Origin of the sequence: uncultured Alistipes sp. (assembly GCF_910580175.1) — a bacterium.
Taxonomy (GTDB): Bacteria; Bacteroidota; Bacteroidia; order Bacteroidales; family Rikenellaceae; genus Alistipes.
On the sequence record NZ_CAJTXD010000006.1, the window covers coordinates 170,897 to 195,818 of the forward strand.

The 24,922-nt window shown below is 60.1% G+C and carries 18 protein-coding genes; 11 read left to right on the forward strand and 7 right to left on the reverse strand.

Features of this window, described 5'->3' with window-relative positions; all coding sequences use genetic code 11:
• Positions 1 to 5: 5 nt before the first annotated feature.
• Positions 6 to 2,834 (reverse strand): TonB-dependent receptor, encoded by a 2,829-nt coding sequence (locus QZ298_RS08250; protein ID WP_296007914.1) that lies wholly within the window; start codon positions 2,832 to 2,834, stop codon positions 6 to 8.
• A gap of 376 nt (positions 2,835 to 3,210) precedes the next feature.
• Here QZ298_RS08250 and QZ298_RS08255 point away from each other — a divergent pair, with 376 nt between their 5' ends.
• The 6 genes from QZ298_RS08255 to QZ298_RS08280 are packed head-to-tail and all read left to right on the forward strand — an operon-like array spanning position 3,211 to position 10,676.
• On the forward strand, positions 3,211 to 3,915 hold the full coding sequence (locus tag QZ298_RS08255; RefSeq protein WP_296007917.1) for an ABC transporter ATP-binding protein: 705 nt from the start codon (positions 3,211 to 3,213) through the stop codon (positions 3,913 to 3,915).
• Entirely contained in the window at positions 3,912 to 5,165 is a 1,254-nt protein-coding gene (locus tag QZ298_RS08260; protein WP_296007921.1) for an ABC transporter permease, read from the forward strand. The genes QZ298_RS08255 and QZ298_RS08260 overlap by 4 nt, the downstream gene beginning before the upstream one ends.
• Positions 5,166 to 5,221: 56 nt before the next feature.
• Positions 5,222 to 6,484, forward strand: a complete 1,263-nt coding sequence (locus QZ298_RS08265; RefSeq protein WP_296007924.1) for an ABC transporter permease — start codon at positions 5,222 to 5,224, stop codon at positions 6,482 to 6,484.
• Positions 6,485 to 6,511: 27 nt separating this feature from the next.
• Positions 6,512 to 7,636 (forward strand): efflux RND transporter periplasmic adaptor subunit, encoded by a 1,125-nt coding sequence (locus tag QZ298_RS08270; RefSeq protein ID WP_296007926.1) that lies wholly within the window; start codon positions 6,512 to 6,514, stop codon positions 7,634 to 7,636.
• A 3-nt stretch (positions 7,637 to 7,639) separates the two neighbouring features.
• A complete protein-coding gene (locus QZ298_RS08275; protein ID WP_296007928.1) occupies positions 7,640 to 8,980 on the forward strand; it encodes a TolC family protein in 1,341 nt (446 codons plus the stop codon).
• A gap of 34 nt (positions 8,981 to 9,014) precedes the next feature.
• Positions 9,015 to 10,676 carry a putative transporter gene (locus QZ298_RS08280; protein ID WP_296007931.1) on the forward strand — a complete coding sequence of 554 codons (1,662 nt, stop codon included), beginning with the start codon at positions 9,015 to 9,017 and terminating at the stop codon, positions 10,674 to 10,676.
• On the opposite strand, the gene QZ298_RS08285 is transcribed toward QZ298_RS08280, so the two are convergent.
• From QZ298_RS08285 to QZ298_RS08310, 6 genes are all read right to left on the reverse strand, one after another.
• Complete coding sequence (locus tag QZ298_RS08285) at positions 10,645 to 12,012, reverse strand: mechanosensitive ion channel domain-containing protein (protein ID WP_363323911.1); 1,368 nt, start codon at positions 12,010 to 12,012, stop codon at positions 10,645 to 10,647. The genes QZ298_RS08280 and QZ298_RS08285 overlap by 32 nt on opposite strands.
• A 15-nt stretch (positions 12,013 to 12,027) precedes the next feature.
• Positions 12,028 to 13,191, reverse strand: coding sequence for an MFS transporter (locus QZ298_RS08290; protein WP_296007934.1), 1,164 nt, complete (start codon positions 13,189 to 13,191; stop codon positions 12,028 to 12,030).
• Between the two features lie 79 nt (positions 13,192 to 13,270).
• Positions 13,271 to 15,721 carry an OstA-like protein gene (locus tag QZ298_RS08295; protein ID WP_296007937.1) on the reverse strand — a complete coding sequence of 817 codons (2,451 nt, stop codon included), beginning with the start codon at positions 15,719 to 15,721 and terminating at the stop codon, positions 13,271 to 13,273.
• Between the two features lie 4 nt (positions 15,722 to 15,725).
• Positions 15,726 to 17,132 carry a peptidylprolyl isomerase gene (locus tag QZ298_RS08300; RefSeq protein WP_296007939.1) on the reverse strand — a complete coding sequence of 469 codons (1,407 nt, stop codon included), beginning with the start codon at positions 17,130 to 17,132 and terminating at the stop codon, positions 15,726 to 15,728.
• A gap of 62 nt (positions 17,133 to 17,194) precedes the next feature.
• Positions 17,195 to 18,055 carry a hypothetical protein gene (locus QZ298_RS08305; RefSeq protein ID WP_296007942.1) on the reverse strand — a complete coding sequence of 287 codons (861 nt, stop codon included), beginning with the start codon at positions 18,053 to 18,055 and terminating at the stop codon, positions 17,195 to 17,197.
• A 58-nt stretch (positions 18,056 to 18,113) separates the two neighbouring features.
• Complete coding sequence (locus QZ298_RS08310; RefSeq protein ID WP_296007945.1) at positions 18,114 to 19,007, reverse strand: type II CAAX endopeptidase family protein; 894 nt, start codon at positions 19,005 to 19,007, stop codon at positions 18,114 to 18,116.
• A gap of 110 nt (positions 19,008 to 19,117) precedes the next feature.
• Between QZ298_RS08310 and QZ298_RS08315 the strand changes: the two genes are divergently transcribed.
• The 5 genes from QZ298_RS08315 to mnmE all read left to right on the forward strand — a co-directional run bounded on the left by QZ298_RS08315 (position 19,118) and on the right by mnmE (position 24,754).
• Entirely contained in the window at positions 19,118 to 19,882 is a 765-nt protein-coding gene (locus tag QZ298_RS08315) for an AAA family ATPase (protein WP_296007947.1), read from the forward strand.
• Positions 19,883 to 19,959: 77 nt separating this feature from the next.
• On the forward strand, positions 19,960 to 20,829 hold the full coding sequence (locus QZ298_RS08320; RefSeq protein ID WP_296007948.1) for a ParB/RepB/Spo0J family partition protein: 870 nt from the start codon (positions 19,960 to 19,962) through the stop codon (positions 20,827 to 20,829).
• 4 nt (positions 20,830 to 20,833) lie between these two features.
• Positions 20,834 to 22,000, forward strand: coding sequence for a DUF5683 domain-containing protein (locus QZ298_RS08325; protein WP_296007951.1), 1,167 nt, complete (start codon positions 20,834 to 20,836; stop codon positions 21,998 to 22,000).
• A gap of 2 nt (positions 22,001 to 22,002) precedes the next feature.
• Entirely contained in the window at positions 22,003 to 23,391 is a 1,389-nt protein-coding gene (locus QZ298_RS08330; RefSeq protein WP_296007954.1) for a lytic transglycosylase domain-containing protein, read from the forward strand.
• Between the two features lie 7 nt (positions 23,392 to 23,398).
• Entirely contained in the window at positions 23,399 to 24,754 is a 1,356-nt protein-coding gene (gene mnmE, locus QZ298_RS08335) for a tRNA uridine-5-carboxymethylaminomethyl(34) synthesis GTPase MnmE (protein ID WP_296007957.1), read from the forward strand.
• Positions 24,755 to 24,922: the final 168 nt, after the last annotated feature.

Sequence of the window (24,922 nt, forward strand, 5' to 3'; positions counted from 1 at the left end):
CCTGCTCAAAATTTAAGACGCACGGTCAACCCGTAGTAAAAATCGGGCGTCAGGCACCGGGCCACGCCCGTAGCATACGACTTGACGAAAGGCCGCGAATTGGTAAAGTTGTTGGCATAGAACGAAATCGACACATGGTCGCCGATCTCCTTGGTAATGCTCAGGTTGGCCGAAAAATAAGGATCGTAACCGTCGGCGTTGTAGGTAAACGCATTGGCCGAACGCAAGAGCAGCGCCGCGAACGCCGGATCGGCCTTCTGGGCATCGGTAAAGGGATGGCGCCGGCCCTCCAGATCGACATAGGCCAAGGGCCAGATCGCCGTATAGCTGTTGCCGTCGTAGATGCTGCCGCCCGTAGGATTGCGATCCTCGTCGACATTGAAAGCATATGCCTGCCCCTGATACTCGGAAAGGTTCTGCGACCGCTTCAACAACGACATTTCGAACCGCAAAGTAATAATCATGCGGATAGAAGGCAGATGAGTCGTCGCCGTGAGGTTGGCATCGAGCGCGCGGATCTTGCAACCGTTGTAAGTAACCGACGCACGACCGCCGTTATCGGCATAGATGCCCGCATAGGGATAGAATGTCCCGCCCGAAGTAGTGGCAGGATAATAACAGGCCTCGCCCTCGTTGATATACTTCGTCCAGGCATAAGTACCGTCCAAGCGCAGCTGCGTGCGGATGGGATTGATCTGCGGGAAGTCCACCACGAACTCCAGACCCATGCGGTCGACCGCCGAACCGTTGTCCTGCATGGTGTTCTCCACGAACGTACGCTTATCCTCGCCGGGAGCCTGCACCCACTCCTGCGACGGATCGTCGGCATTACCGATCCAGATGCTGCCCGTCTCGCGGTCGACGCGGAACGACGGATTGGCCGGCATCTTGTAGGCTCCGCCGTCGGCCCCTTGCGCGGGAAGCGACGAAATCCGATAGGTAAACGGATCGTACTGGGAACTCAACTCATAGGGGAATTTGGTGCGGTTGAAATAACCGGCCAGCGACACGGCCAACTCGCCCCAACGCACGTCGATGCCCACCTCGGCATTGCGGTTGCGCTGCCATCGCAGATTCTCGTTGTAGAACACGCGGTAAGGCTGAATATGATAGACGTAGATGCTTTGTCCGGCACCGTAAGCGGCACCGAAAACCCGTGTGTCGCGGTAACGCGGCAGAGGATAGAGAATGTTGAACGACGGCAGCTTCTCGGTCACGCCCCAACCGCCGCGCAGGGCGAACTCCTCGCAGATGCGGTATTTGAAGTTCAGGCGAGGCGAAAGGCTGGCCGTCTTCTTGTAAGGCGAATCCTTGATCCAGGTCTTCTCGGCCCGCAGACCGGCCATGAGCTGCAACGACGTACTGCCCAGAGGCACCGTGAGCACCTCCTCGACATACCCTGCGAGGTTGTGCATGTAAGGGATATCGGTATACGGACGCGGACGGTAACCATCAGGCGCCAATGCCGGATCGTCGTAATATGTACCCTGCCCCACGTTGCCGTCGGCACGCCATGCGGCGCCGACCTTGGCACTGCTGTGCACCCGGCCCCAATGACGCACCCAGGTGGCTTTCAGCCCGGCGGAATAGTCGAGCTGCTTGGAATCGACATTGCACAAAGAATAGTAGGAAGCAGGAAGCATATCCGCGACGAAATATCCTGCGTCCTCGCCATGCACCGCCGGGTGGGCGACGGCCATGGACTCGTATTTGCGAGCACGCACAAGATTGTCGGCATAGGAGACCGACGCGTCGAAATCGATGTTGGTAATCCATTTGCGGTTGAGCTGCCATTTGAGCGACGCATTGGCCCGCAGGGCGTTGTCGCGCGCCTTCTCCCACTCTCCGACCATCGCATCGGGGTCTTCGTCGGTATTCATGCCGCCGATGTTGGCCGTCGCACCGACATTGAAACGCAACACCTGGGCGAACGTATTCTGGTAGTTGAGCGAAACTCCCGCACGCGAATAGGAAGTATAGGGCGACACGGGATTCTTCGTCGCCCGCGTATACTCGAGGTTGGCGTTCAACACGCCGTTCGCATCGCCCAGATCGAATCCTTTGGCGGCCGAAATCTGCTTGGTGCGCGGATTAGTCGAGAGCACGACCGTATAGGGTGTCTTGCCCTTGCGGGTCGAAATCTTGACCATGCCCGACGTCAGATCGCCGTACTCGGCCGAGGGGACGCCCGTCACGACCTCGACCGACTCGATGTTCGTCGAAGCGATGTTGCGCGTGCTGACGCCCGACATGGCATCGAGCGACGCATTGGTCGACAGACGCACACCGTCGACCTCGACCGCCGTACCGAACGACGCATTGCCTGCGTCCGACCCGCCGCCGCGCAGCGAGAATGGAGCATCTATGGTCAGATCGGGATTCACGGTCTTGCCGCCCGGCAGCAGCGACGCGATGTCCGAAGCGTTGACCATCTGGAGGTGGTCGATGGCATTCGACCCGATGGTGCGCGTGGTGGCCATCGCATCGGACGACTCCCGGGCTGTCACCACCACGCTTTCGAGCGTGAGGTTGTCCTCGGGAAGATACAATACGAGCGCATCGTCATTCCCAGCGACCGCCACCTCGACAACGGTCGTCGCATAGCCCAGGCACGACACGGCGAAGCGAGTCGCACCCGCCGGCACGCCTTTCACACTGAAGCGCCCCTCGCTGTCGGCCACAGCCCACAGCCCGTTGTCGGGCAATTCGACCACGGCCTGCCCCACGGGGCGATCGGTTCCGGTCGTCAACACCTGTCCGGCGATGGTGTAACCCTGCGCCGCAACATACATCGGGACGACGACTCCGCAAAACAACAAGAAAAGTTTTTTCATAGCACACCCTAACGCAACAAATATAATAAAAAAGCGTTAAAATATGAAACAGAAAGTCAACTAATTTCGACCGTTCGTTCCGCATTTGCTGCCGAGAGGCAAAATTACCTCTTCCGACGCATGCCATCAATCCCCATTTACTGGTATTTTTCAAAACACCGAGCATTCTCTGTCGGAAAAAATGCACCCCGAAACTGAACCGGCACACGCGAAAAACCGACGCATCGGAGGAAATGCGGCACAACCTGGATATTTCATTAAAAAAATATTGATTTTCGATAAAAATAAATTGTTTTGCGAATAAAAACCATTATATTTGCCCTCGGAATGGCAGCGACGACCCTACGAACCGAAACTGCGCAAACAGAAGAAAACCATGATCCGGCTCGAACAGATCCACAAAACCTACAACAACGGCTCGCCCCTGCACGTACTCAAGGGCATCGACCTGGAAATCGCCCGCGGCGAACTGGTATCCATCATGGGCGCCTCGGGATCGGGCAAATCGACGCTCCTCAACATCCTGGGCATCCTCGACAATCACGACAGCGGCAACTATTATCTGGCGGGCCGGCTGATCCGCAATCTGAACGAGACGCAGGCGGCCCAGGCGCGCAACAACATGATCGGATACATTTTCCAGTCGTTCAACCTTATAAATTATAAGAACGCCGTCGAGAACGTAGCGCTCCCGCTCTACTACCAAGGCATCTCCCGACGCAAACGCAACGCACTGGCGCTGGAATATCTCGACATGCTGGGACTTCGGGAATGGGCCTCGCACATGCCCAACGAAATGTCGGGCGGACAAAAACAACGCGTAGCCATCGCCCGGGCGCTCATCAACAAACCGCAGATCATCCTGGCCGACGAACCGACCGGCGCCCTGGACAGCACCACGTCGCAGGAAGTGATGAACCTGCTGCGGCGCGTGAATCTCGAAATGGGCATGACCATCATCTGCGTGACGCACGAACAGTCGATCGCCGACCAGACCGACCGCATCGTCCGTCTGCGCGACGGCATCATCGACTCGATTACCCGGACGACGAACCCCACGGACGAAAACACCCGACGATGAGAGAACTCCTGCTCGAAATATGGACTTCGATGCGCCGCAACAAGCTGCGCACGTTCCTCACGGGCTTTTCCGTAGCCTGGGGCATCTTCATGCTGGTCATCCTCCTGGGTTCGGGCAACGGCCTCAAGAACGGCGTGCTCTCCAACTTCGGCAACTACGCCGTCAACTCCATCAACCTCTACGGCGGCCGCACCTCCAAGGCCTACAAGGGCTATCAGAAAGGCCGCCGCATCCGCATGCGGAACAGCGACCTCGAAATCCTGCGCCGCGAATTCCCCGAAATCGACCAAGTTGCCGCCAACGCCTGGTACAATACCCAGACGGTTACCTACAACGGCGAATTTACCAGCGCCTTCCCCTGCGGGTCGCTGCCCAATACGGCCGCAATCGAAGGCATCAAACTCTCAGCCGGCCGCTTCATCGATGAAATCGACATCGCCCAGCGCCGCAAAACGATGGTCATCGACGAACCGATGCGCCGCGTGCTCTTCAAAGGAGCCGACCCCCTGGGCAAGCAGATCGAGCTGGGCGGTTCGATGTTCACGGTCATCGGCATCCAGCAAGGCGACGCCCAACGCAACAGCTCCGTGTGCTACATCCCGCTGACCACCGGACAACTCGTCTTCAAAGCCAACGACCCCGAGGTCAACAACATCATTATTACCGTGCAAGGCATCAAAACCGACGAGACGATGGCCAACTTCGAAAAACGGCTGCTCCGGCGGCTCGCGGCCGAACACAGGTTCGCACCCGACGACAAGAGCGCGATCTGGATCGACAACACGATGGAACAATACAAGAACATCATGGTAGTCTTCGCGGGCATCAATCTGTTCGTGTGGATCATCGGTCTGGGCACGCTGCTGGCGGGCATCGTAGGCGTAAGCAACATCATGCTGGTAACCATTACCGAACGCACCGCCGAATTCGGCATCCGCAAGGCGCTGGGCGCCAAACCGGTGTCGATCATCCGGCTGATCCTCACGGAATCGGTCTGCATTACCGCTGCGTTCGGATACATGGGACTGGTATCGGGCGTTGCCATAATGGAGATCGTGAACCGCTACCTCGTGACCCCGCAGCAGACCGCCGACGGCACTCTCTCGATCTTCCTCGACCCCACGCTCGACCTGGGCGTGGCCGTGAGCGCCACGATCGTGTTGGTGGCCGCCGGACTGATCGCCGGATATGTCCCCGCCCGCCGCGCGGCACGTCTCAAAACCATCGACGCATTGAGATACAACAAATAAGACACGCCGACCGGAGCGAAAAACAAGACGAATCCCTGAACTTCGACTATAAACCGATGACCCGATTTTTCGACACCGACAGCTGGAACGAAATCTGGCAGACCGTGAGCCGCAACCGCAAGCGAAGCATCATGACGGCACTGGGCGTTTTCTGGGGCATCTTCATGCTTACCGTGATGCTCGGGGCAGGCATGGGCCTGGGGCGTCTTTTCCGCCAACAATTAGGCGACATGTCGACCAACACCCTCCTGCTCCAGCCCCAGCAGACCGCCATCCCCTACAAAGGCATGCCCCGCAACCGATGGTGGCGCTTCAACAACGACGACGTGGAGGCCGTGCGCCGGCTTCCAGAAGTGCTCCACGCCTCGGCCGTCTACTGGGCCGGCGAACAGCATTGCAGCCGCGGCGAACGCAAGGGCGATTACACGCTGATGGGCTACTCGCCCGACTACCAACGCATCAACCCGCAGAAAATCATCTTCGGACGCTTCATCAACGAGGTCGACATGGCCCGCAAACGCAAGGTCTGCGTCATCGGCACCCAGGTCTGGAAAGACCTCTTTCCGGGCGGCGAAGACCCCACGGGCCGCTCCATCCGGATCAACAGCTCCTATTTTACCGTCGCAGGCGTCCTCCGCCGACAAAGCAGCCTCATCTCGTTCAGCAATCCGGAGCGCACGATCATCATTCCCGTGTCGCTGGCCCAACAACTTTTCGGCCGCGGAGACTACGTACACATGCTGGCGCTGGCCGGCCGCGACAACATGCCCAGCAAACAAGTCGAGCAAGCCTGCAAAAGAGAACTCTTCGCCCGGCACTTGGTGGCGCCCGACGACGAAAAGGCCGCCTGGGTCATCGCCGTTTCGGAGATGCTCGACAAGGTGCAGGGACTTTTCCGGGGCATCGCCCTGCTTACCTGGATCGTAGGTCTGGGCACGTTGCTGGCGGGCATCGTAGGCGTGAGCAACATCATGCTCGTGACCATCAAGGAACGCACCCAGGAGATCGGCATCCGCCGGGCCATCGGAGCACCGCCGGGCGCCATCCTGACGCAGATCCTGACCGAAAGTTTCGTCCTCACGTTCATCGCCGGCACGCTGGGGCTGGCTGCGGCCGTAGGCGTGCTCTCGGTCGCCGACTCGATCTATTATCAGGCCGTCGTCGCCGCACAGCAGGGTGCCGACATCTCGTGGCAAATATCGTTCGGCACCGGTATCGAAGCCTTGGCGATCATCGTTGCGGGGAGCCTGCTGGCAGGCATCATTCCTGCGTTCCGCGCTCTGAAGATCAAGGCCGTAGATGCCATAAGGGAAGAATAAAAACGCAAGAAATAATACCATTCATTTATGAAACGACTCCTCAAAATCCTGCTCGGCACGTTCTTCGCGGCCCTGCTGCTCGGCACGTTCTGGTTTCTATGGCAGAAGACCCGCCCCGTGAAGACGGTTTATGCCCTCGTGCAACCCACCCTCGACACACTCCGCCAATATGTCATCGCCACAGGCAAGGTGCAGCCGCGCGACGAAGTGCTCATCAAGCCCCAGATTTCGGGTATCGTCTCCGAGGTGTACAAGGAAGCCGGGCAGAGCGTGCGCAAGGGCGAAGTCATCGCCACCGTGAAAGTCGTGCCCGAAATGGGGCAGCTGTCGAGCGCCGAATCGCGCGTTTCGGTAGCCAGACTCTCCCTGGCCCAGACCCGACGCGAACACGACCGCACCGAAGCGCTCCACGCCAAAGGCGTTCTCTCCGAGGAAGAATACGAACAGAGCCGCACGACGCTGGCCAAAAGCGAAGAAGAATTGCAGAATGCCATCGAGAATCTCGAAATCGTAAAAAACGGCATCACGAGCCGATACAAAGAACTGAGCAACACACAAATACGCTCTACTATCGACGGCATGATCCTCGATGTACCCGTCAAGGTCGGCAACTCGGTAATCCAAGCCAACACTTTCAACGACGGCACCACCATCGCCACTGTGGCCGACATGACCAACATGCAGTTCCAGGGGCAGGTCGACGAAACCGACGTAGGCAAGCTCCGCGAAGGAATGCCCGTGCAGCTTACCATCGGAGCATTGCAGAATGTGGCCCTGACCGCCGAACTCGAATACGTAGCGCCCAAGGCCACCGAAGACAACGGAGTGATCATGTTCGAAGTCAAGGCCGCAGTACGCATCCCCGACGATGTTTTCGTGCGGGCCGGATACAGCGCCAATGCCAGCGTAGTGATCGAAAGTCGCGAAGGGGTGCTGACCATGCCTGAAAGCACCGTCGAATTCGAAGGCGAAAAGGCTTTCGTATACGTACTTGCCGGTTCCGAAGAGGACGAAGACCAGACCTTCGAACGCCGCGAAGTGGGCATCGGACTCTCCGACGGCATCCGCATCGAAATCCAGAGCGGCATAACCTCGGACGACCGCATCCGCGGCGCCCGGCTGGACACCAAGGAATCATCCAAAACCGCATAAGCCATGAGACGCATTTTTCTGACGGCAGCATGGTGCGTCGCCACGGCCTCGGCGGCACAGCCGCAGACCCCTGCGGCCGAACCGCCTCTCTGGACGCTGGACGACTGCATCCGCTATGCCCAGGAGCACAACGTCGAGGTGCACCGGCGTGCGCTGAATGTCGAGCAGCGCGGCGTGGAACTCTCCACGGCCCGCTTCAGCCGCCTGCCCGATCTGAACGCCGGCATCGGCTACAACTTCTCGTTCGGCCGCGGCACCTCGGCCGACAACACGCGCAAGACCGAGACGCTGCGCACCGGATCGTTCGATGTCTCGGCGTCGATGCCGCTGTTCCAAGGTCTGCGCATCAACCGCCAGATCAAGGGAAGCCAACTCGACCTGGCCGCAGCCATGGAAGACCTCGAACGGGCACGCGAAGATGTGGCGGTCAACGTGATGACGCGCTACCTGGAAGTGCTCTACAACAAGGAACTGGTCGGAATAGCCGAGCGCCAGCTGGACTTGAGCGTCCGGCAGACCGCCCGCAGCCGCGAGTTGGCGGCCGCAGGCAGGCAACCCGAATCGGCGGTCTACGAAAGTCTTTCGCTCGAAGCCAAAGACCGTCTGGCGCTGACCCAGGCCCGCAACGATCTGGCGCTGGCGCTGCTCGAATTGAGCCAGACGCTCGACCGCGAAAGCGCCGCAGGATTCGACATTGCGGCACCCGAACTGGACAGCGTGACCCTCGCTTCGCTCCACCGGCTCGGCTCGGTCGAAGCGGTCTACGACCATGCCGCCGCCCACCGGCCCGGCATCCGCTCGGAGCGGCTGCGGCTGGAAAGCACCGAAAACGACATCCGCATCGCCCGCTCGGCACTCTACCCCTCGCTCTTCGTGCGCGGCGGATTCGGCACGGGGATTTACAGCAGTATGGATGCGGACTTCTGGCCCCAGTTCGACAAAAACCGCAACGAATTCGTGGGGCTGTCGCTGAGCGTGCCGATCTTCAACCGCCGGGCTACACGCAACAACATCCGCACGGCAAAGATCGCGATGCGCAGCCAAGCCCTGACTCTGCGCAACGCAGAACTGACCCTGCGCAAGGAGATCGAGCAGGCATGGTACAACGCCGATGCCGCCTATGCCAAATACCGTGCGGCAGGGCAGGCGCTCGCCGCGGCCCGCGTAGCCTTCGGCTACGAACAAAGCAAGGCCGAAGCGGGCCGTTCGACGCTTTTCGACTTCAACGACGCCAAAACCCGCATGGAGAAAGCCGAAGCGGAGCTGGCCCAAGCCAAATACGAATTCGTATTCCGTCAAAAAATTCTGGACTTCTATCGGGGCGAGCCGCTGACACTGCAATAATTTCATTACTTTTGCAGCCGATAAACCGCCCGCAATGGATTGGATACGCAGCATACTCGTCGAGCACTCGGCCTTGCAGGCCGTGATCGTGATTTCGCTCATCTCGGTCGCAGGCATCGGTCTGGGGCGCATCCGCTTCTTCGGCATTTCGCTCGGCGCCGCGTTCATCTTTTTCGCCGGCATCCTGGCCGGACACTTCGGACTGACGCTCGACCCCGCGATGCTGGCCTATGCCGAAAGTTTCGGACTGGTGCTCTTCGTCTACGCCCTGGGACTGCAAGTGGGGCCGGGATTCTTCAGTTCGATCCGCACCGACGGCGTACGGCTGCTCGTGCCCTCGATCGCCGTGATCTTGCTCGGCACGGGGGCGGCCGTCGGACTGAGCTATGCGCTCCGCATCCCCATGCCCGAAATGTCGGGCATCCTATGCGGCGCCACGACCAACACGCCGGCACTCGGTGCGGCGCAGCAGACCCTCCAGCAAGCCGGTCTGCCGACCGGTGCCGCCGCCTTGGGCTGCGCACTGACCTACCCGCTGGGCGTCGTGGGGGTCATCCTGGCCATCGTTCTGATCCGCCGCTGCTTCGTGCGGCCCGCCGATCTGGCAGGACCCGATGCCGAACACCGCCGCAACGTCTTCATCGCCAGCTACCGGCTGACCAACCCTGCGCTTTTCGGCAAGAGCCTGCATGACGTGGCCGCCGAGAGCCAGCGCCATTTCGTCGTCTCGCGCATCTGGCGCGACGGGCGCGTCTCGATCCCCACTTCGGACAAGACGTTCGAGCAACACGACGTCGTGCTGGTCATTACCACCCCCGAGGAAGCCGACGCCCTGCGGCTGCTTTTCGGCGAACAGGAAGAAAAAGACTGGAACAGCAAAAACATCGACTGGAACGCCGTCGACAATCAACTCATCTCGCAGCGCATCGTCGTGACGCGCCCCGAACTAAACGGCAGGAAACTATCGTCGCTCCGCCTGCGCAACGACTACGGCATCAACATCAGCCGCGTCGACCGCTCGGGCGTACAGCTGCTGGCCACGCCCGACCTGCGCCTGCAACTGGGCGACCGGCTGACGGTGGTCGGCGAAGCGGAAGCGATCCGCGGCGTAGAAAAACGGGTGGGCAACGCCGTAAAGCACCTCAACGAACCCAACTTGGCAGCCGTATTCATCGGGCTGATCCTCGGTCTGGCGCTCGGCTCCGTGCCGCTGACCGTGCCGGGCATATCGGCACCCGTGAAGCTGGGATTGGCCGGCGGACCGATCATCGTCGGCATCCTCATCGGCACTTTCGGGCCGCGCCTGCACATGATTACCTATACCACCCAGAGCGCCAACCTCATGCTGCGCGCCCTGGGCCTGTCGATGTACCTTGCCTGCCTGGGGCTGGATGCCGGCGCGCACTTCTTCGAAACGGTCATGCGCCCCGAGGGAATGCTATGGCTGGGCACGGGCTTCCTGCTCACGTTCGTACCCGTCGTCGTCATGGCCGTCGTCTCGCTGCGTCTGCTGCACCTCGACTTCGGGTCGGTGGCGGGGCTGCTGTGCGGCAGCATGGCCAACCCGATGGCGCTGGGTTATGCCAACGAGACCATCGAAGGCGACAACCCCTCGGTCTCCTATGCCACGGTCTACCCCATCTGCATGTTCCTGCGCGTAATCATCATTCAGGTGGTTCTAATGCTGACGCTCTGACCGCCGGGGCAGCCCGCAGACGTTCTTCGAGCGCCCGAACGTCATCGCCCGAGGGCGACTGGAAGACCCGCAGCCCGAATTCGGGAAGCGCACACAACATGTGGTCGAGCACCTCGGATATCTCCTGCTCGTAATCGACAAAATAAATGAATCTGGTATAGAAGTAGAGCTGCACGGGCAATCCGGAGTCGGTCGGCTCCAAGGGGCGCACGACCAGCTTCATGTCCGAATGGACGGAACTCCGCTGCTGCAAAAAACGCAGCATGTAGACCCGGAACAAGCCCAGATTGGTCTGTCGGCGGCCGTTGATGGCCGGTTCGTCGTCCCCGATGCCGATCGAAGCATTGAACGCAGCGTCGTCCTTTTCTATTTTCTCGATATAATCGCCCAACAACCTGATTTTACGCAAACGATCCAACATCTCGGGCGTACAAAACCGGATGCTGGAGATGTCGACCGGCACCGAAATCAAGATGCGGCGGCCGCCCGAAAGCTGCATGGCATGCCAATTGACGAACGAATCGCTTACCAGCTGGTAAGGCGGCAGCGTGACGATCGTATTGTCCCAATTGCGTATCTTTACCGTAGTAAGCGACACCTCCTCCACATTGCCGTCGGCACCGAACTTGGGCACCGAAATCCAATCGCCGACCTTGAGCATATCGTTGGCCGAGAGTTGAATGCCCGACACGAAACCCAGAATGCTGTCGCGGAAGATCAACATCAGGATGGCGGCCGACGCACCCAGACTGGTAAGCAGGATGGCCGGCGACTTGCCGAGCAGGATCGAGATGACCAGAATCGTACAGATGAGCAGGGCGATGCCCTGAGCCGTCTGCCGCAGTCCCTTGATAGGCTTGTTCTGCCAGGCCGGACGTGCCGCAACGATGCGGAACGAAGCATAGAGCAAGGCGTTGATGAACCGGAAAACCGAGACGATGATGCAGATCCGCATGAAACGCATGACGATCGTCCGGACGGACGAATCGGTTTCGAAGACCACGGGCAGCAACACGGCCAACAGCACGGCGCTTACCACGTGGCACCCGCATTTCAACACGCGCGTGCTGAAAAGCGTGTCGTCCCACTTGATCCGCGTACGCTCGACCACCTTGCGCACGAGCGGAACCACGGCCCAGGTCAACAACAGATCGAACAGCAGCACGGTCACAACGATCAAGCCGAACGCCACCCACATGTCCCTGCCGTCGTGCGCCGTCGACTCGACACCCAGCCAATCGAGCAGGTCGTCCGTCCATTTTTTCAGATGTCGCTGCATGTCCGGCAGCTCCGCAATTACCGCGCCGGGGCCTACGCAGCGAAACGAAAGTTTCAACGAGCGAGAACTGCGCTACCTGGCATCCGCACGCCGGGCCGAAAACCGGAACACATACCAAGCACATGCGAGGAACCCGCCCAAAGCAAAAGCCACGCCGGGCAAGGCGCTCCACTCGTAACCCAGCCCCCGGTCGATGGGCAAGCCGCCGCAATAGGCCCCGAGGGCATTGCCGAGGTTGAAAGCCACCTGCACCAAAGCGGCCCCCAACATCTCCCCGCCCCGCGAATTTTCGAGAATCAACAACTGCTGGGGCGACGAGACGCAAAAGAGACAACCCGTAGCGAGCACCATAGCTGCGAGAGAAAACCACCCGACGCGAGCGCCGAAAAAGATGCCGGCCAAGGCGACCGAAGCGACCAACAACGTAGCCCGCACAACCCGCTCAGGAGTGTAGCGGTCGGAAAGGTGTCCCCCGGCCAGATTGCCGACGAACATGCCGAATCCGGCCAACATCATGATGAGGGTAAGTTTGTCGGCGGCGAATCCAGAAGTACGGATCATCAACGCCCCCACATAACTATACCAACAGAAGATCCCGCCGTTGCCCAGCATGACCGAAGCGAGAATCGCCCACGGAGCACCGTGGCGCAGAAACCGGAACTGCCCTTTCAATCCGCTGTCGGGCAACGGCGGCAAAGCGGGAACCCACCGCCGGATGAGGACGAAAGCGACGATGCCCCACAAGGCGACGATGGCGAAGGCGGCACGCCAGGTAATGATGCCGCTGATATAGGTACCCAACGGCACGCCGAAGAGATTGGCGACGGTCATCCCCACGATCATGATGGAGACCGCCCCGGTTCGGTGGCCCTGGTCGGCCACCTGCTCGGCGACGATGGAGCCGGCCCCGAAGAAAGCGCCGTGGGGCAAGCCCGACACGAAACGCATGGCCAACAACACCCAATAACCGGGCGCGGCCGCGGCGCAGAGGTTGCCGATCACGATCAAGGCGGAGAGGAGCAACAAAATCCATTTCAACGGCCGTCGCCGTGCGACGAAGACCATCAACGGAGCGCCGATGCAGACACCCAACGCATAGGCAGAAATCAGATGGCCGGCCTGCGGCACGGAGACGCCCAGCGAACGGGCGATGTCGGGAAGGATGCCCATCATGACGAACTCCGACATGCCCAATGCCAACGTACCGAATGCTAAAGCGATCAAACTTTTCTTCATGACTCCAACGAAAAAAACCGGGCAAAACTAACACGAAAAAAGATGAAAAACAAGAACGTTTTCCATCTTTAGCCAGCCTCTAAAACTTCGGGCCGCTTTCGCGCGGCTGCCCCACTTCGAAGCCCAACTCGCGCATCCACTCCACGGTCGCCGGGTCGACCTGATCGACCCGATCGGCCCAACGGCGCTGCTCGGTCAGCATCTTGCGGTGCTCGTCGACACGCTGCCGCAACGGGAACGACGGATGGGCCAGGGCCGAACGCTCGGCCCGCTCGGAAGGACGGAGAGGCCGATCGAAGACGTCGCGCTGCGCGGGGCGCCGGGCACCCTCCCACTTGAACCCTTTCAGATAGAGTTCCTGCTCGGGAGGTATCTTGTCCATCGGATAGATCGAATAACGCGGCTCATTGTACCACGACATGCGCACCACCTGCTGCTCGTCGACGTAGAAGTTGATGCCGCCGCTCTCCACGAAAAAGAGTCCCGTGACCTGGGGCGGCTCGCCATCCTGATTATAATAGAGCGTCCGGGCGTTGCCGTTCACGTTGTCGAGCCAGATTTCGTTGTTGCGGAAGTAGGCCGTCATCTCCTTGCCTGAGATCTGGTTGTAATGCACGGTGTCGAGTTCGCTTACCATCATGGGGCTGCCCACGAACTCGGCCCGCTCGATCGCCCCGTTGCGCGTATAGACGTCCATTACCTCGGAAGTGATCTGGTTGCTCTGGTTCCACAGCACGGGATCGATATAAAGGTGGATCGTCGAATCGGCGCTCAAGGCCGTGATCGAATCGCATACACCCTGGAAATCGGAACGATAGATACGCACGTTGCGATAACCTTTCATCAAACGACAGATCGAATCGCGGGGCGGGAGCAACGCGAGGCTGTCTACCGTAGCGGCCACCTCCACGCTGTCGGCAGCCCATCGATCGAACAACAGCCCGAACAACGAATCCTGCACCGCAGCATTGCGCGCCAGGCGGTCGTCGATCTCCTGCAAGAGCGTCGAATCGACCGGCAGGGGCTTCCCTCTGCGGGCCGCACGGGCCTGCCGGGCACGCAACTTCGATTCGGCCTTGAGCCGGCGGGCGGTCAGACGGGCTTCCTCGCGCTCTTTCTGGGCCAGCAGCTTGGCCGTCTTCTTGGCCTGACGCCTGGCGGCGATTTCGGCCAACAACTCTTTTTTAGCCTCCGCAGCGGCTTTCTTGCGAGCCTCCTTGGCTTGGCGGGCCTCCTCTTTCTGCAAAGCCCGGCGCTCGTCGTCCGACAAGCGAACAGTATCGGCCCCGGCCAACGAATCGACGGCCCGGGCAACACCCAACGAATCGGCAGCACCGGCAGCACGCAAGGAATCGGGCAACACAGCCTGCCCCAACGAATCGGGCAACGCAACACGTCCCAACGAATCGAGCTGCGACGCCTTCCCGAACGAATCGGCCCTGCCCCCGCTCTCCGGACTCCCGGACTCCGACGCATTGCCTGCATCCGCCGCAGCTTCCTGCTCTTTCTTTTCGTCCTCCCAACGGATCGTATAGAGGAACATCGAATCGGCCCGCATGAAAAGCGAATCGCCCTGCGAAAGATCGTAGCTTACCAACGAAGGATCGCGCGTGAGGAACGCATTGCCCGGCTCCCTCCAGTACTCGCCGTAATCGGCGAACGCCAACACCTTGTGCGGCGCATCGTCGATCTGGACGTCGCGGCGCAGAATCACATGGTTATCGGCCCGGTAAAAATCGATGCTATCGCTCCACATCTCCTGCTCGCGGGTAAGGACATAGCCGTTGCGCGTAACGACATAGAGCGTGTCGGCCTTGCGGTATTCGCCCCGATCGGCATAGAGGTAGTTGCCGTCATGACTCCAGATGTTGGTGCGGTCGAAGAAAAAAGCGTTGTCGGTCGCCATGTTGTAAACCACCGAATCGCCCTTGAGTTCGTACTCCTCGTTGCGCATTTCGACCTGATCGACGGCTGCCAGCTCCTTGGTGTCTGCATAGTAATAACCGCGCACCGACTCCAACACGTTGTCGCGGTTGGTCAGCACGCCGCCCTGCGAGAACTCGCCGACATTATCCTTGGTATTGAAACGGAACCGGTAGGTGTAGAGCGTGGCATCGCCGTCGACGACCTTGATGATCTCGGAATAGACCCGCGCCTCGTTGATTTCGCCGTTGTAATCGGCCCGGTCGCCGTAGATGTAGGTGGTGTTCTTGTTGATGAGGACGTTGCCGAAGAACTCGATCCGCTTGTCCGAATAACGCACGGCACTATCGCATGTGATAACCGCCCCGTTGTGCTGCGCAGCGAAGTTGCCCACCAGAAAGATAACCGAATCGCCCGGCGCCACCGGCCCCGAAAGATCGGACTTCAAGTCGATGATCTTCGTATCGCTACCCGAAGCAGCGGAAACCGGCCCCGCCTGCAACCCGGACGACGAGACCTCCGAGGGAAGCGCATGCCGCCCGCTGCGGGCGAAAATCGCCCCGCAGGCCGCCGCGGTGCACGCCGCTATGATGAGAAGCCGCCGCACGATGCTACTTTACCCAATGCTTGTTGTCGAATTCGCCGTCGCGGAACTCGGGATCGATGTAGACATACATGGCGTCGATCTTCTTCGAGAGCCAGTCGCGGAACACGCGTTCCTGCTTGGCTTCGAGCGCCATCTCCTCCAACCGAAGGTAATCCTCTTCGAGCGAAGCCCGGTGCGTGGGGATGATCTCCAGGAGTTTCACGACCTTGGCCATCTGGTTGCCGAGCATGTCCTCCGTAAGGAACGCGTCGGACATCTCTCCCGGCTTGAGCTTCATCAGGGCATTGTAGTCGTCCAAGCTCTTGAACCGGCCGAAATCCTCGCGCAGGAACTTGGTTACCGTCAACTTGGGATTGGTAGCGTTATAATAGCTCATGATGTCGCTGTTGGAGACCACGCCGCCGTTCATTTTCGATCCCTTGTCGTCGGAGTGCTCCATGGCCGCCCGCTCGAAAGTAATCGAATCGCTGCGGATCAAGCCCACGAGGCTGTCGAGCGTTCGGAGCGACGAGGTTTGCTCCTCGACCGTATAGATGGGGCGCAGAAGGATGTACCGGAAATGGTAGTACTCGCCCTGCTTATCGATGAGCTGGATGATGTGGAAGCCGAACTGCGATTCGACGACCTCCGAAATCTGTCCGGGCCGCAGTTTCTCCAACGCGGCGCCGAACGACGGGTCGAGTTCGACCAGCCGCGACGGCTGCATCTCGCCGCCGCGCATCATTGTACCCGGATCCTGCGAGTACATGCGGGCCAGATTCTCGAACTTGGCGTTGCCCGTGATGGCGCGCTCGCGCATGTCGAGCAGCCGTTCGCGCGTACGCTGCTTGGCCTCGGTCATCGACTTGGGAAACTTCGTGATCTGCGCATAGACGTACTGCTCGGCCACCGTGGGCAGGCTGTCGCGCGAGAGCGACTTGTAGAACCGCTCGACCTCGCCCGGAACGATCGACACCTTGTCCACCACCGTGCGCTGCATCTCGCTGGCATACTCCTGCTCCTCGTAACGCTGGCGCATGATCTCGCGAATGCTGAACACGGGCATGTGCTGCTTGGCTTCCAGCAGCGCCAACGACCCCTCCTGGGCGATCAGACGCTGCAACTGATCCTCCACGGCCGAGAGAATGGCCCCATCATTGACCTTTACCGAGTCGATCTGCGCCTGGTTATAGAGCAGCTTCTGGGTCATCAAGGCTTCCAACGCCTCGTTGTGCGGGTCGCGGTCGGAGGTGTAACCCTCCTGACGGCGCTGCTGCGTGAGCATGCGGGCATACTCGTCCACCTCCGAATAGAGAATCGCCGAACCGCCCACCACGGCCACCACCTTGTCGAGCATCACTTGCCTTTTCTGGGCCGCGACGCCTGCGCACAACAACGCCAACGCCACGAACATGACACCTTTCTTGAACATGCAATATCCGATTTTTTTAAATTTCTCCTTGTTCGGCCGCCCCAAGCAGGGCACGGCGTCGCTTACTGCTTGGCGATCTTTATCTCGCCGTTTTCCATGGCCCGCGTGTAGAGTTCCTCCTCGTGACGGCGGATCGCCTCGCCCTGCCGCTGGTTGAGCAGGATGCGGCGGATCGTCGAACGCAGCCGTTCGAGCGGCACCACGTCGCCCTCGCGCCGCACGGCATCGATCTGAAAGTAGTAATGCGACTGGCTGTCGCGCATCTCCTGCACGGCAGTCGAAGCCAGGATCGAATGGTAATTCTGCGACTGCAAGGTCGGCAGATAATTCAGAAACTCCGGAAAATCCGTCCAATGCTCGCGGAAATCGGTTACCGTGAACTCGTTCTTGACGCAGATATCGCGGAAATCATGCTGGTCGGCGACCGACTTCGAAGCCATCGCCTCCTTGAGCCGCCGCGCCTGACGATACCCCTCGGGGAAACGCACGATGCGCCCTTTGACCACCGGACGATCGAGGCGGAAATCGCTCTTGTGAGCATTGTAATAGGCCGCGATTTCATCATCGGTAAACACCGTGTCCACGCCGTTGTCCACATAGTGCTGCTCCAGCTTGCGGATCAGCAAAGCCTGGCGGTACTCCTCGACCATCTTGTCGATATCGCCCTCCGACGAGGAAAAGAGCACCCCGGCCTCCTGCAACTTGAGCTGCTTGCGCACCCAGCGGTCGACATACATGTCGACGAAGGCCACGCTGTCGTCGCCCGCCACCCCCTTGGGTACGACCGACCGCACATCGCGCTGCCGCAACTCCTTGCCGCCGGCACGCGCCACCACGGCGTCGCCGGCAAGATAACTCGGCACCTGCTGACACCCGGTCAACACGATGGCCGCTACAATCGCTATTTTAGTTGTATAATTCATCTTCAACACGCAAAGATAGGGTTTTATCCGCAAACTAACGCATCGCAACATGCTATTATTACGCGGCATCCTCATTTTTCCGCCCGCTCCCGAGCCGGCGCAGCGTACGCCACACCATCCAGGCCGACAGCATCGTGACGGCCGCGGCGCCCGCATAGACGATCCAATAAATCGTGCGGTCGCCCACCAGACCGGCAAGCGTAGCGTCGCCGTATCCTGTCAGCAGCAACAGATAGGCCACCGCATTGTTGAGCGCATGCAAAATGATCGTAGCCCACAACGAATCGGCGACTATATAGATATAACCCAGAATCAGACCGATCACGAACGCATTGACCACCAGCACCGGCTGGAGATGCAGCGCCCCGAAGAAAAACGACGAGACCGCCCAGGCCGTCGCCGCGCCGTAACGCGCACGCAACGACTCCAGCACCACGCCACGGCACAACAGCTCTTCGAGCACGGGAGCCGCCACGACCAGCGTGACCAGCGCCCAGCCGCCGCGCCCGAACTCATACTCCTTGACGGCCGGCAGCAAAGACAGCAACGGTTCGCACACGATGCCTGCTGCAAGCATGAGCACGAAAGCCCACAACAACAGCATGGGATTCAATCCCCGGACGGAAAATCTGCCGAGCGAACCCGATCCGCCGCGCATACGCCTGTACCACAACACCATGAAATAAGCTGCCGTCATCGCCAGCAGATAGATCGCCGCCATCCGGCGCCCCTGCTGCAAAGGCTCTGCGGCATCGGTCTCCACACCCAGAACAAGCAACACGAACGACACCGCCAGCGACACCGCGATCTGCATGCCCAACACGATGCCGAACATGGCGAAAAGGTCGTTCGCCGAAGGAAACGGCTTGCGCACTCGCGGCTTCTTCGGAGGCTCCGCGGCACCCTCTTCGAAAGGCGGCACCCCGGCGGCAGGTCGGTTTTTCTCTGTCATAGGCGGCATCGAATCGTTTTTTGACGTCTCAAAGGTAATCAATTTTCGACAACGGTTGCGGATTTCGATTTAATTTCACTAAATTTGTCCGCTTATAAACCCATCCGAACATGGCAAAAGTTATCGCATTAGCCAATCAAAAAGGTGGCGTGGGCAAAACCACCACGGCCATCAACTTAGCCGCTTCGCTGGCGCTGCTGGGCCAGAAAGTGCTTCTGCTCGACGCCGATCCCCAGGCCAACGCCACCTCGGGACTGGGTTTCGACATCGAACTGGAAGGCATCTACGAGTGCATCTCGGGAGCGCGGCAGGCTTCGGAAGTGATTCTCCAGAGTCCCGACGTGAAGAACCTCTGGCTGCTGCCCTCGTCCATCGACCTGGTGGCCGCCGACGCCGAGCTGCCCAAGATGGAAGACGCGCATCATGTGCTGCGGCGCATCGTCGACTCGGTGCGCGACCGTTTCGACTACATCTTCATCGACTGCTCGCCCTCGCTGGGCTATACGACGGTCAACATCCTCACGGCGGCCGATTCGGTGCTCATCCCCGTGCAATGCGAATATCTGGCGCTCGAAGGACTCTCCAAACTGCTGGCCACCATCCGCAAGGTCAAAGGCTCGCTCAACCCGGACCTCGAAATCGAAGGCTTCCTGCTGACGATGTACATGCGCAACCGCCTCAACAACCAGGTCGTGACCGAAGTGCGCGACCATTTCGGGGCGCTGACCTACGACACCGTGATCCTGCGCAACATCCGCCTGGGCGAGGCCCCCTCGCACGGCAAGCCCATCGTGCTCTACGACGCCACGGCCAGCGGCGCCGAGAACTACCTCTCGCTCGCCCGCGAATTCCTCAAACGCAACCGCAAGAACTGAGCCCCGACTCCCCGCAAGAGCCAGCACGGATTTTGCCCGAGTCCCACTCGCCCGAAACAAAAAAAAGCAATCATACAATGAAACAACAGAAAGGTTTAGGCCGCGGTCTGGATGCCATCTTCGGCGCCGACGCACTCGATGCCAAGCTCAAACCCATGAGCCGCATGGCCGAAATCGAAATCGCCGACATCATCCCCAACCCCACGCAGCCCCGCACGCAGTTCGACGAGGAGGCGCTCGACGAACTGGCCGACTCGATCCGGCAGCTGGGCGTCATCCAGCCCGTGACGGTCAAGAAGTCCGCCAACGGCAAGTACATCATCATCAGCGGCGAGCGCCGCTGGCGCGCCGCACAGCGCGCCGATCTGAAGACCCTGCCCGCCTACATCCGCGAGGTCGACGACGAGACGCTCCACGCCATGGCCCTGGTCGAGAACATCCAGCGCCAAGACCTCAACGCCATAGAAATCGCGCTGGGCATGCAGCGCCTCATCGACGAATGCCACCTCACGCAAGATGCTCTCTCGGAGAAGGTCGGCAAGAAACGCTCGTCGGTCTCGAATTACCTGCGTCTGCTGAAACTGCCCGACGAAGTGCAGCTGGCTCTCAAAGAAGGCTTGATCTCCATGGGGCATGCCAAAGCGATCGCCGGCGCTCCTGCCGAGGAACAGGTACGCATGCTCAAGCGGTGCGTCAAGAAATCGCTCTCCGTGCGCCAGGCCGAAGAACTGGTACGCTCGCTTACCGAACAGCCTGCCGCAGCACCGGCTCCCGAAGAGGAGGAGTATCCCGAGAGCTACTCGCGCCTGGTCGAGCAGCTCGAAAAGTTCTTCTCGCAGGAAATCGCCATCAAGCGTTCGAAAAACGGCGGCGGCAAGATTACCATCGGTTTTGCCGACGACAAGGATATCGAACGGTTCATCGAACGTTTCTCGTCCCGCTCCTGACGCCATGCCCGGGATCCGGTTCAAAGTGCTCCTGCTGCTGGCCTTCGCGGCCCTCTGGACGCCCGCCGGTGCGCAGCTCCGACGCGGCGCGCGCACCGTCGTGCGCGGCGGGCTGGCACCCCGACCGGATTCGTTGCGCATGCGGGCCGATTCGCTGGCCGACGCCGCGTTCGCCGCATCGCTCGACTCGCTGCTGGCCGCCGAATTCACGGCCGACTCGCTGCGGCTGAACGAACTGCGCACCGACGACCTCTTCACGCTCGACTCCATCGCCGCAGCCCGTGTCGGGCTGCCCGAAGCCAAGATCGACACGGCCCGGCGGCATGTCTTCCGCAAAGGATGGTTCATGAGCGACTCGATGGCGCTGTCGAAAGTCTGCTGGCTCTCGACCGTCGTCCCGGGCTACGGACAGATATATAACAAACAATACTGGAAGCTCCCGATCCTCTACGGCACCGTAGGCACCGGGCTGGCGCTTTTCATCCACGAAAACAAGACCTACCGGCCGCTCAAACGCCAATACGACGCCATGACCGACTTGAGCATGGTGCGCACACCCGAGCTGAACGCGCTGCAAGACAAGATGATCCGCAGCAACACGCGCCGGCAGCTCTACCTGGGCCTTACCATCGCCTCCTATGTCTACTTCATCGGCGACGCGGCGGTCAACTACAACACCAACGACGTCTCCCACGTTAAGAAAGCCACCACCCTGGCCTGCATCTTCCCCGGAGCCGGCCAGGTCTACAACAAGAGCTACTGGAAAGTACCGTTCGTCGTGGGCGGCTTCGCCTCGCTGATCTACTGCATCGACTGGAACAACCGCGGCTACCAACGTTTCAAGAAAGCCTACAACCTGTTGAGCGACTACGAAGCCCATCCCGAAAACTATCCCGACGGCCCCACCGACGAATTCCACGGCCGCTATTCGGCGTCGTTCATCCAGAACCTGCGCAACAACTACCGGCGCAACCGCGACCTCTGCATCATCCTTACCGGGGCGCTCTACGTGCTGCAAATAGTCGATGCCCACGTCGACGCCCATCTGAAAGACTACGACATCTCGGACGACCTCTCGATGAACCTCGAACCGCTGGTCGACTATACCTACGTACCGACGGCCGGAGGCAACCGGCCCGTCTTCGGATTCAATATGAGCCTTAAATTCTGATCATGAAAAAATCCATCGTTCTGCTGCTTCTGCTCGCTGTTTCGACCGCACAGGCCGTACAGGCCGATCGTGCGCCGCGCAAAAAGAAAACCCGCTCCGAAGCAGCGGCGCCCCAGATCGCGACACCGACACCCGAAGCACCCGGCGCCATACCCGAATGCCCCGAACCGACCGACGAGGCCCCGGCGCCCGCTCCGAAGCAGCGTTCCGAAGCCCCCGCCGCCCTGAACATCGAACTCACGCCCGAACAGATCGACTCGCTGGTGGCCGAATGGCGCGAACGGCAGCGCGGCAACGCATTCCACGAGTTCTTCAACGAATACATCCTGGTCGACCCGGATGCCGAAAGCAATGTCCCCGACTCGGTATACACCGACCGGCTGCGCGCCCTGGCATCGCCGATCCAACTGCCCTACAACTACATCGTACGCGGATACATCAACCGCTATGTCGACCCGCAGCGCAACATCATAAGCCGCATCCTCGGGATGTCGCAATACTATTTCCCCTTCATCGAAGATGAACTCCTCAAGCAAGGACTGCCCATCGAACTGCGCGCACTGCCGATCATCGAATCGGCCCTCTCGCCCACGGCCGTTTCGCACGCCGGGGCCGCCGGACTGTGGCAGTTCATGCCCTCGACCGGCAAAAGCTACGGGCTGGAGGTCAACTCGCTGGTCGACGAACGCCGCGACCCGATCCGCTCGACGCAGGCTGCCTGCCGCTATCTGAAAGACCTCTACAACATCTATAAGGAGTGGTCGCTGGCCATCGCCGCCTACAACTGCGGCCCGGGCAACGTCAACAAGGCCCTGGCCCGTGCCGGCGGCAACAGCCGCTCGTTCTGGGACATCTACGACTATCTGCCCCGCGAAACCCGCGGCTATGTACCCTCGTTCATCGGCGCATCCTATGCCTACGCCTATCATCGCCACCACGGCATCGACCCGGTAGCCGCCCCCATTCCGCTGTCGGTCGACACCCTGCGCATCGACCGCCTGATGCACCTCGAACAGATCGCCTCCACGATCGACGTGCCGATGGAGACGCTCCGCCAGCTCAACCCCCAGTACAAACTGGACATCATCCCGGCCACGACCAAGACCTATACGCTGGTGCTGCCTCAACGCAACGTTGCACAATACATCGCCCACGAACAGGAAATCATGGCCAAGGACTCGATGTACCTCAAAGAGTACATCAACCCTGCGAACATCGACAAGAAACGGCAGGAACGCACCGGCACCATCCACACCGTCAAGCGGGGCGAAACGCTCGGCGGCATTGCCCACCGCTACCATGTTACCACTTCGCAGCTCATGCGCTGGAACGGCATCAAGAACCCCCACAAGCTGAAATTGGGCCAGAAAATCCGGATCGAAGGACGCTGATGCACCCATGATGCACGATCATGACACCATCGTCGCGCCGGCCACGGCCGCCGGAGGTGCGCTTGCCGTTATCCGGCTGAGCGGCACGGACGCCCTGGCCGTCTGCGACCGCATATTCAAGGGCCGCACGCCTCTTGCCGAAGCGAAAGGCTACACCGTACACTACGGCCGCATCATGGAAGGCGAACGGACGATCGACGACGTACTGGCGAGCGTTTTCCGCGCCCCGCATTCCTACACGGGAGAAAACTCCGTCGAGATTTCGTGCCACGGCTCAAGCTATATCGTCTCCGAAATCCTGCGGCTGACACAGGCCGCCGGCGCCCGCATGGCCGAACCCGGCGAATTTACCGTCCGGGCCTACCTGGCAGGCAAACTCGACCTTGCACAGGCCGAGGCTGTCGCCGACCTTATCGCTTCGTCGTCGCAGGCCGCCCATGCGCTGGCCTCCAACCAGATGCGGGGCGGCTACTCGGCATCGCTGGAAACATTGCGCGAAAAGCTGCTTTACCTGGCTTCACTGCTCGAACTCGAACTCGACTTTTCCGAAGAAGATGTCGAATTCGCCGACCGTCAGGCGCTGCGCGAGACCCTGGAGCAGATCGGCCGTTCGATCGACGGGCTGCGCCGCTCTTTCGCTCTGGGCAATGCCATTAAGGAGGGCTTCGCCGTGGCCATCGCCGGCGCCCCCAATGCAGGCAAGTCGACGTTGCTGAACCGGCTCCTCAACGACGACCGTGCCCTCGTCTCCGACATCGCCGGCACCACGCGCGACGTGATCGAAGAGCAGACCAACATCGATGGTGTGGTGTTCCGATTTCTCGACACCGCCGGCATCCGCGCCACCGACGACCGGCTGGAAGAAATGGGCATCCGACGCACGCTGAAGAGCATCCGGCGGGCGCAGCTCATCATCCATCTGGTAAGCGCCGATACGATCGGCCCCGATGGGAGCATCCCTCAGCCCGGCTTTACATTGAATCCGGAACAAAAACTGCTGACCGTCGTCAACAAAATCGACACCCGTCCGACGCTCGCGCTGCCCGATGGGGTCATCGGCATTTCGGCCCGCGAAGGGACGGGCATCGACACGCTCTACCATGCCCTGCGGGAATGCGTCGACACCCAAGCGCTTCTCGACGGCGATCCCGTTGTTTCGCACAGCCGCCATCTCCAGGCCCTCTCGCAGGCCTCCGAGGCCTTGCAGCAGGCCCTCTCTGCGTTCGATTCGCTCCCCACCGATCTGCTCGCCGAGGAAATCCGCGCCGTTACCTCCGCTCTCGGTTCCATTACCGGCCGCGGCACCATTACCTCCGACGAAATCCTAATCAACATCTTCTCTAAATTCTGCATCGGAAAGTAACCCAATAGAATAAATACAAAGAAATATCGAAATAAAATTCACAAATTCAATTATTTACCAACAAACAACTGACTTTTATTTCGACTTGATTTTATCGTTCGAGGTGTAAAATTTGCCGCTTATTTACAACACACAGCAATCGAGGTATGAAAAAGTGTAAAGATATTT

Bases quoted from the DNA above. Each gene is read 5' to 3' on its own strand.
- QZ298_RS08250 (WP_296007914.1), bottom strand. From the start codon at position 2,834: ATGAAAAAACTTTTCTTGTTGTTTTGCGGAGTCGTCGTCCCGATGTAT.
- QZ298_RS08255 (WP_296007917.1), top strand. From the start codon at position 3,211: ATGATCCGGCTCGAACAGATCCACAAAACCTACAACAACGGCTCGCCC.
- QZ298_RS08260 (WP_296007921.1), top strand. From the start codon at position 3,912: ATGAGAGAACTCCTGCTCGAAATATGGACTTCGATGCGCCGCAACAAG.
- QZ298_RS08265 (WP_296007924.1), top strand. From the start codon at position 5,222: ATGACCCGATTTTTCGACACCGACAGCTGGAACGAAATCTGGCAGACC.
- QZ298_RS08270 (WP_296007926.1), top strand. From the start codon at position 6,512: ATGAAACGACTCCTCAAAATCCTGCTCGGCACGTTCTTCGCGGCCCTG.
- QZ298_RS08275 (WP_296007928.1), top strand. From the start codon at position 7,640: ATGAGACGCATTTTTCTGACGGCAGCATGGTGCGTCGCCACGGCCTCG.
- QZ298_RS08280 (WP_296007931.1), top strand. From the start codon at position 9,015: ATGGATTGGATACGCAGCATACTCGTCGAGCACTCGGCCTTGCAGGCC.
- QZ298_RS08290 (WP_296007934.1), bottom strand. From the start codon at position 13,191: ATGAAGAAAAGTTTGATCGCTTTAGCATTCGGTACGTTGGCATTGGGC.
- QZ298_RS08300 (WP_296007939.1), bottom strand. From the start codon at position 17,132: ATGTTCAAGAAAGGTGTCATGTTCGTGGCGTTGGCGTTGTTGTGCGCA.
- QZ298_RS08305 (WP_296007942.1), bottom strand. From the start codon at position 18,055: ATGAATTATACAACTAAAATAGCGATTGTAGCGGCCATCGTGTTGACC.
- QZ298_RS08310 (WP_296007945.1), bottom strand. From the start codon at position 19,007: ATGACAGAGAAAAACCGACCTGCCGCCGGGGTGCCGCCTTTCGAAGAG.
- QZ298_RS08315 (WP_296007947.1), top strand. From the start codon at position 19,118: ATGGCAAAAGTTATCGCATTAGCCAATCAAAAAGGTGGCGTGGGCAAA.
- QZ298_RS08320 (WP_296007948.1), top strand. From the start codon at position 19,960: ATGAAACAACAGAAAGGTTTAGGCCGCGGTCTGGATGCCATCTTCGGC.
- QZ298_RS08325 (WP_296007951.1), top strand. From the start codon at position 20,834: ATGCCCGGGATCCGGTTCAAAGTGCTCCTGCTGCTGGCCTTCGCGGCC.
- QZ298_RS08330 (WP_296007954.1), top strand. From the start codon at position 22,003: ATGAAAAAATCCATCGTTCTGCTGCTTCTGCTCGCTGTTTCGACCGCA.
- mnmE (WP_296007957.1), top strand. From the start codon at position 23,399: ATGATGCACGATCATGACACCATCGTCGCGCCGGCCACGGCCGCCGGA.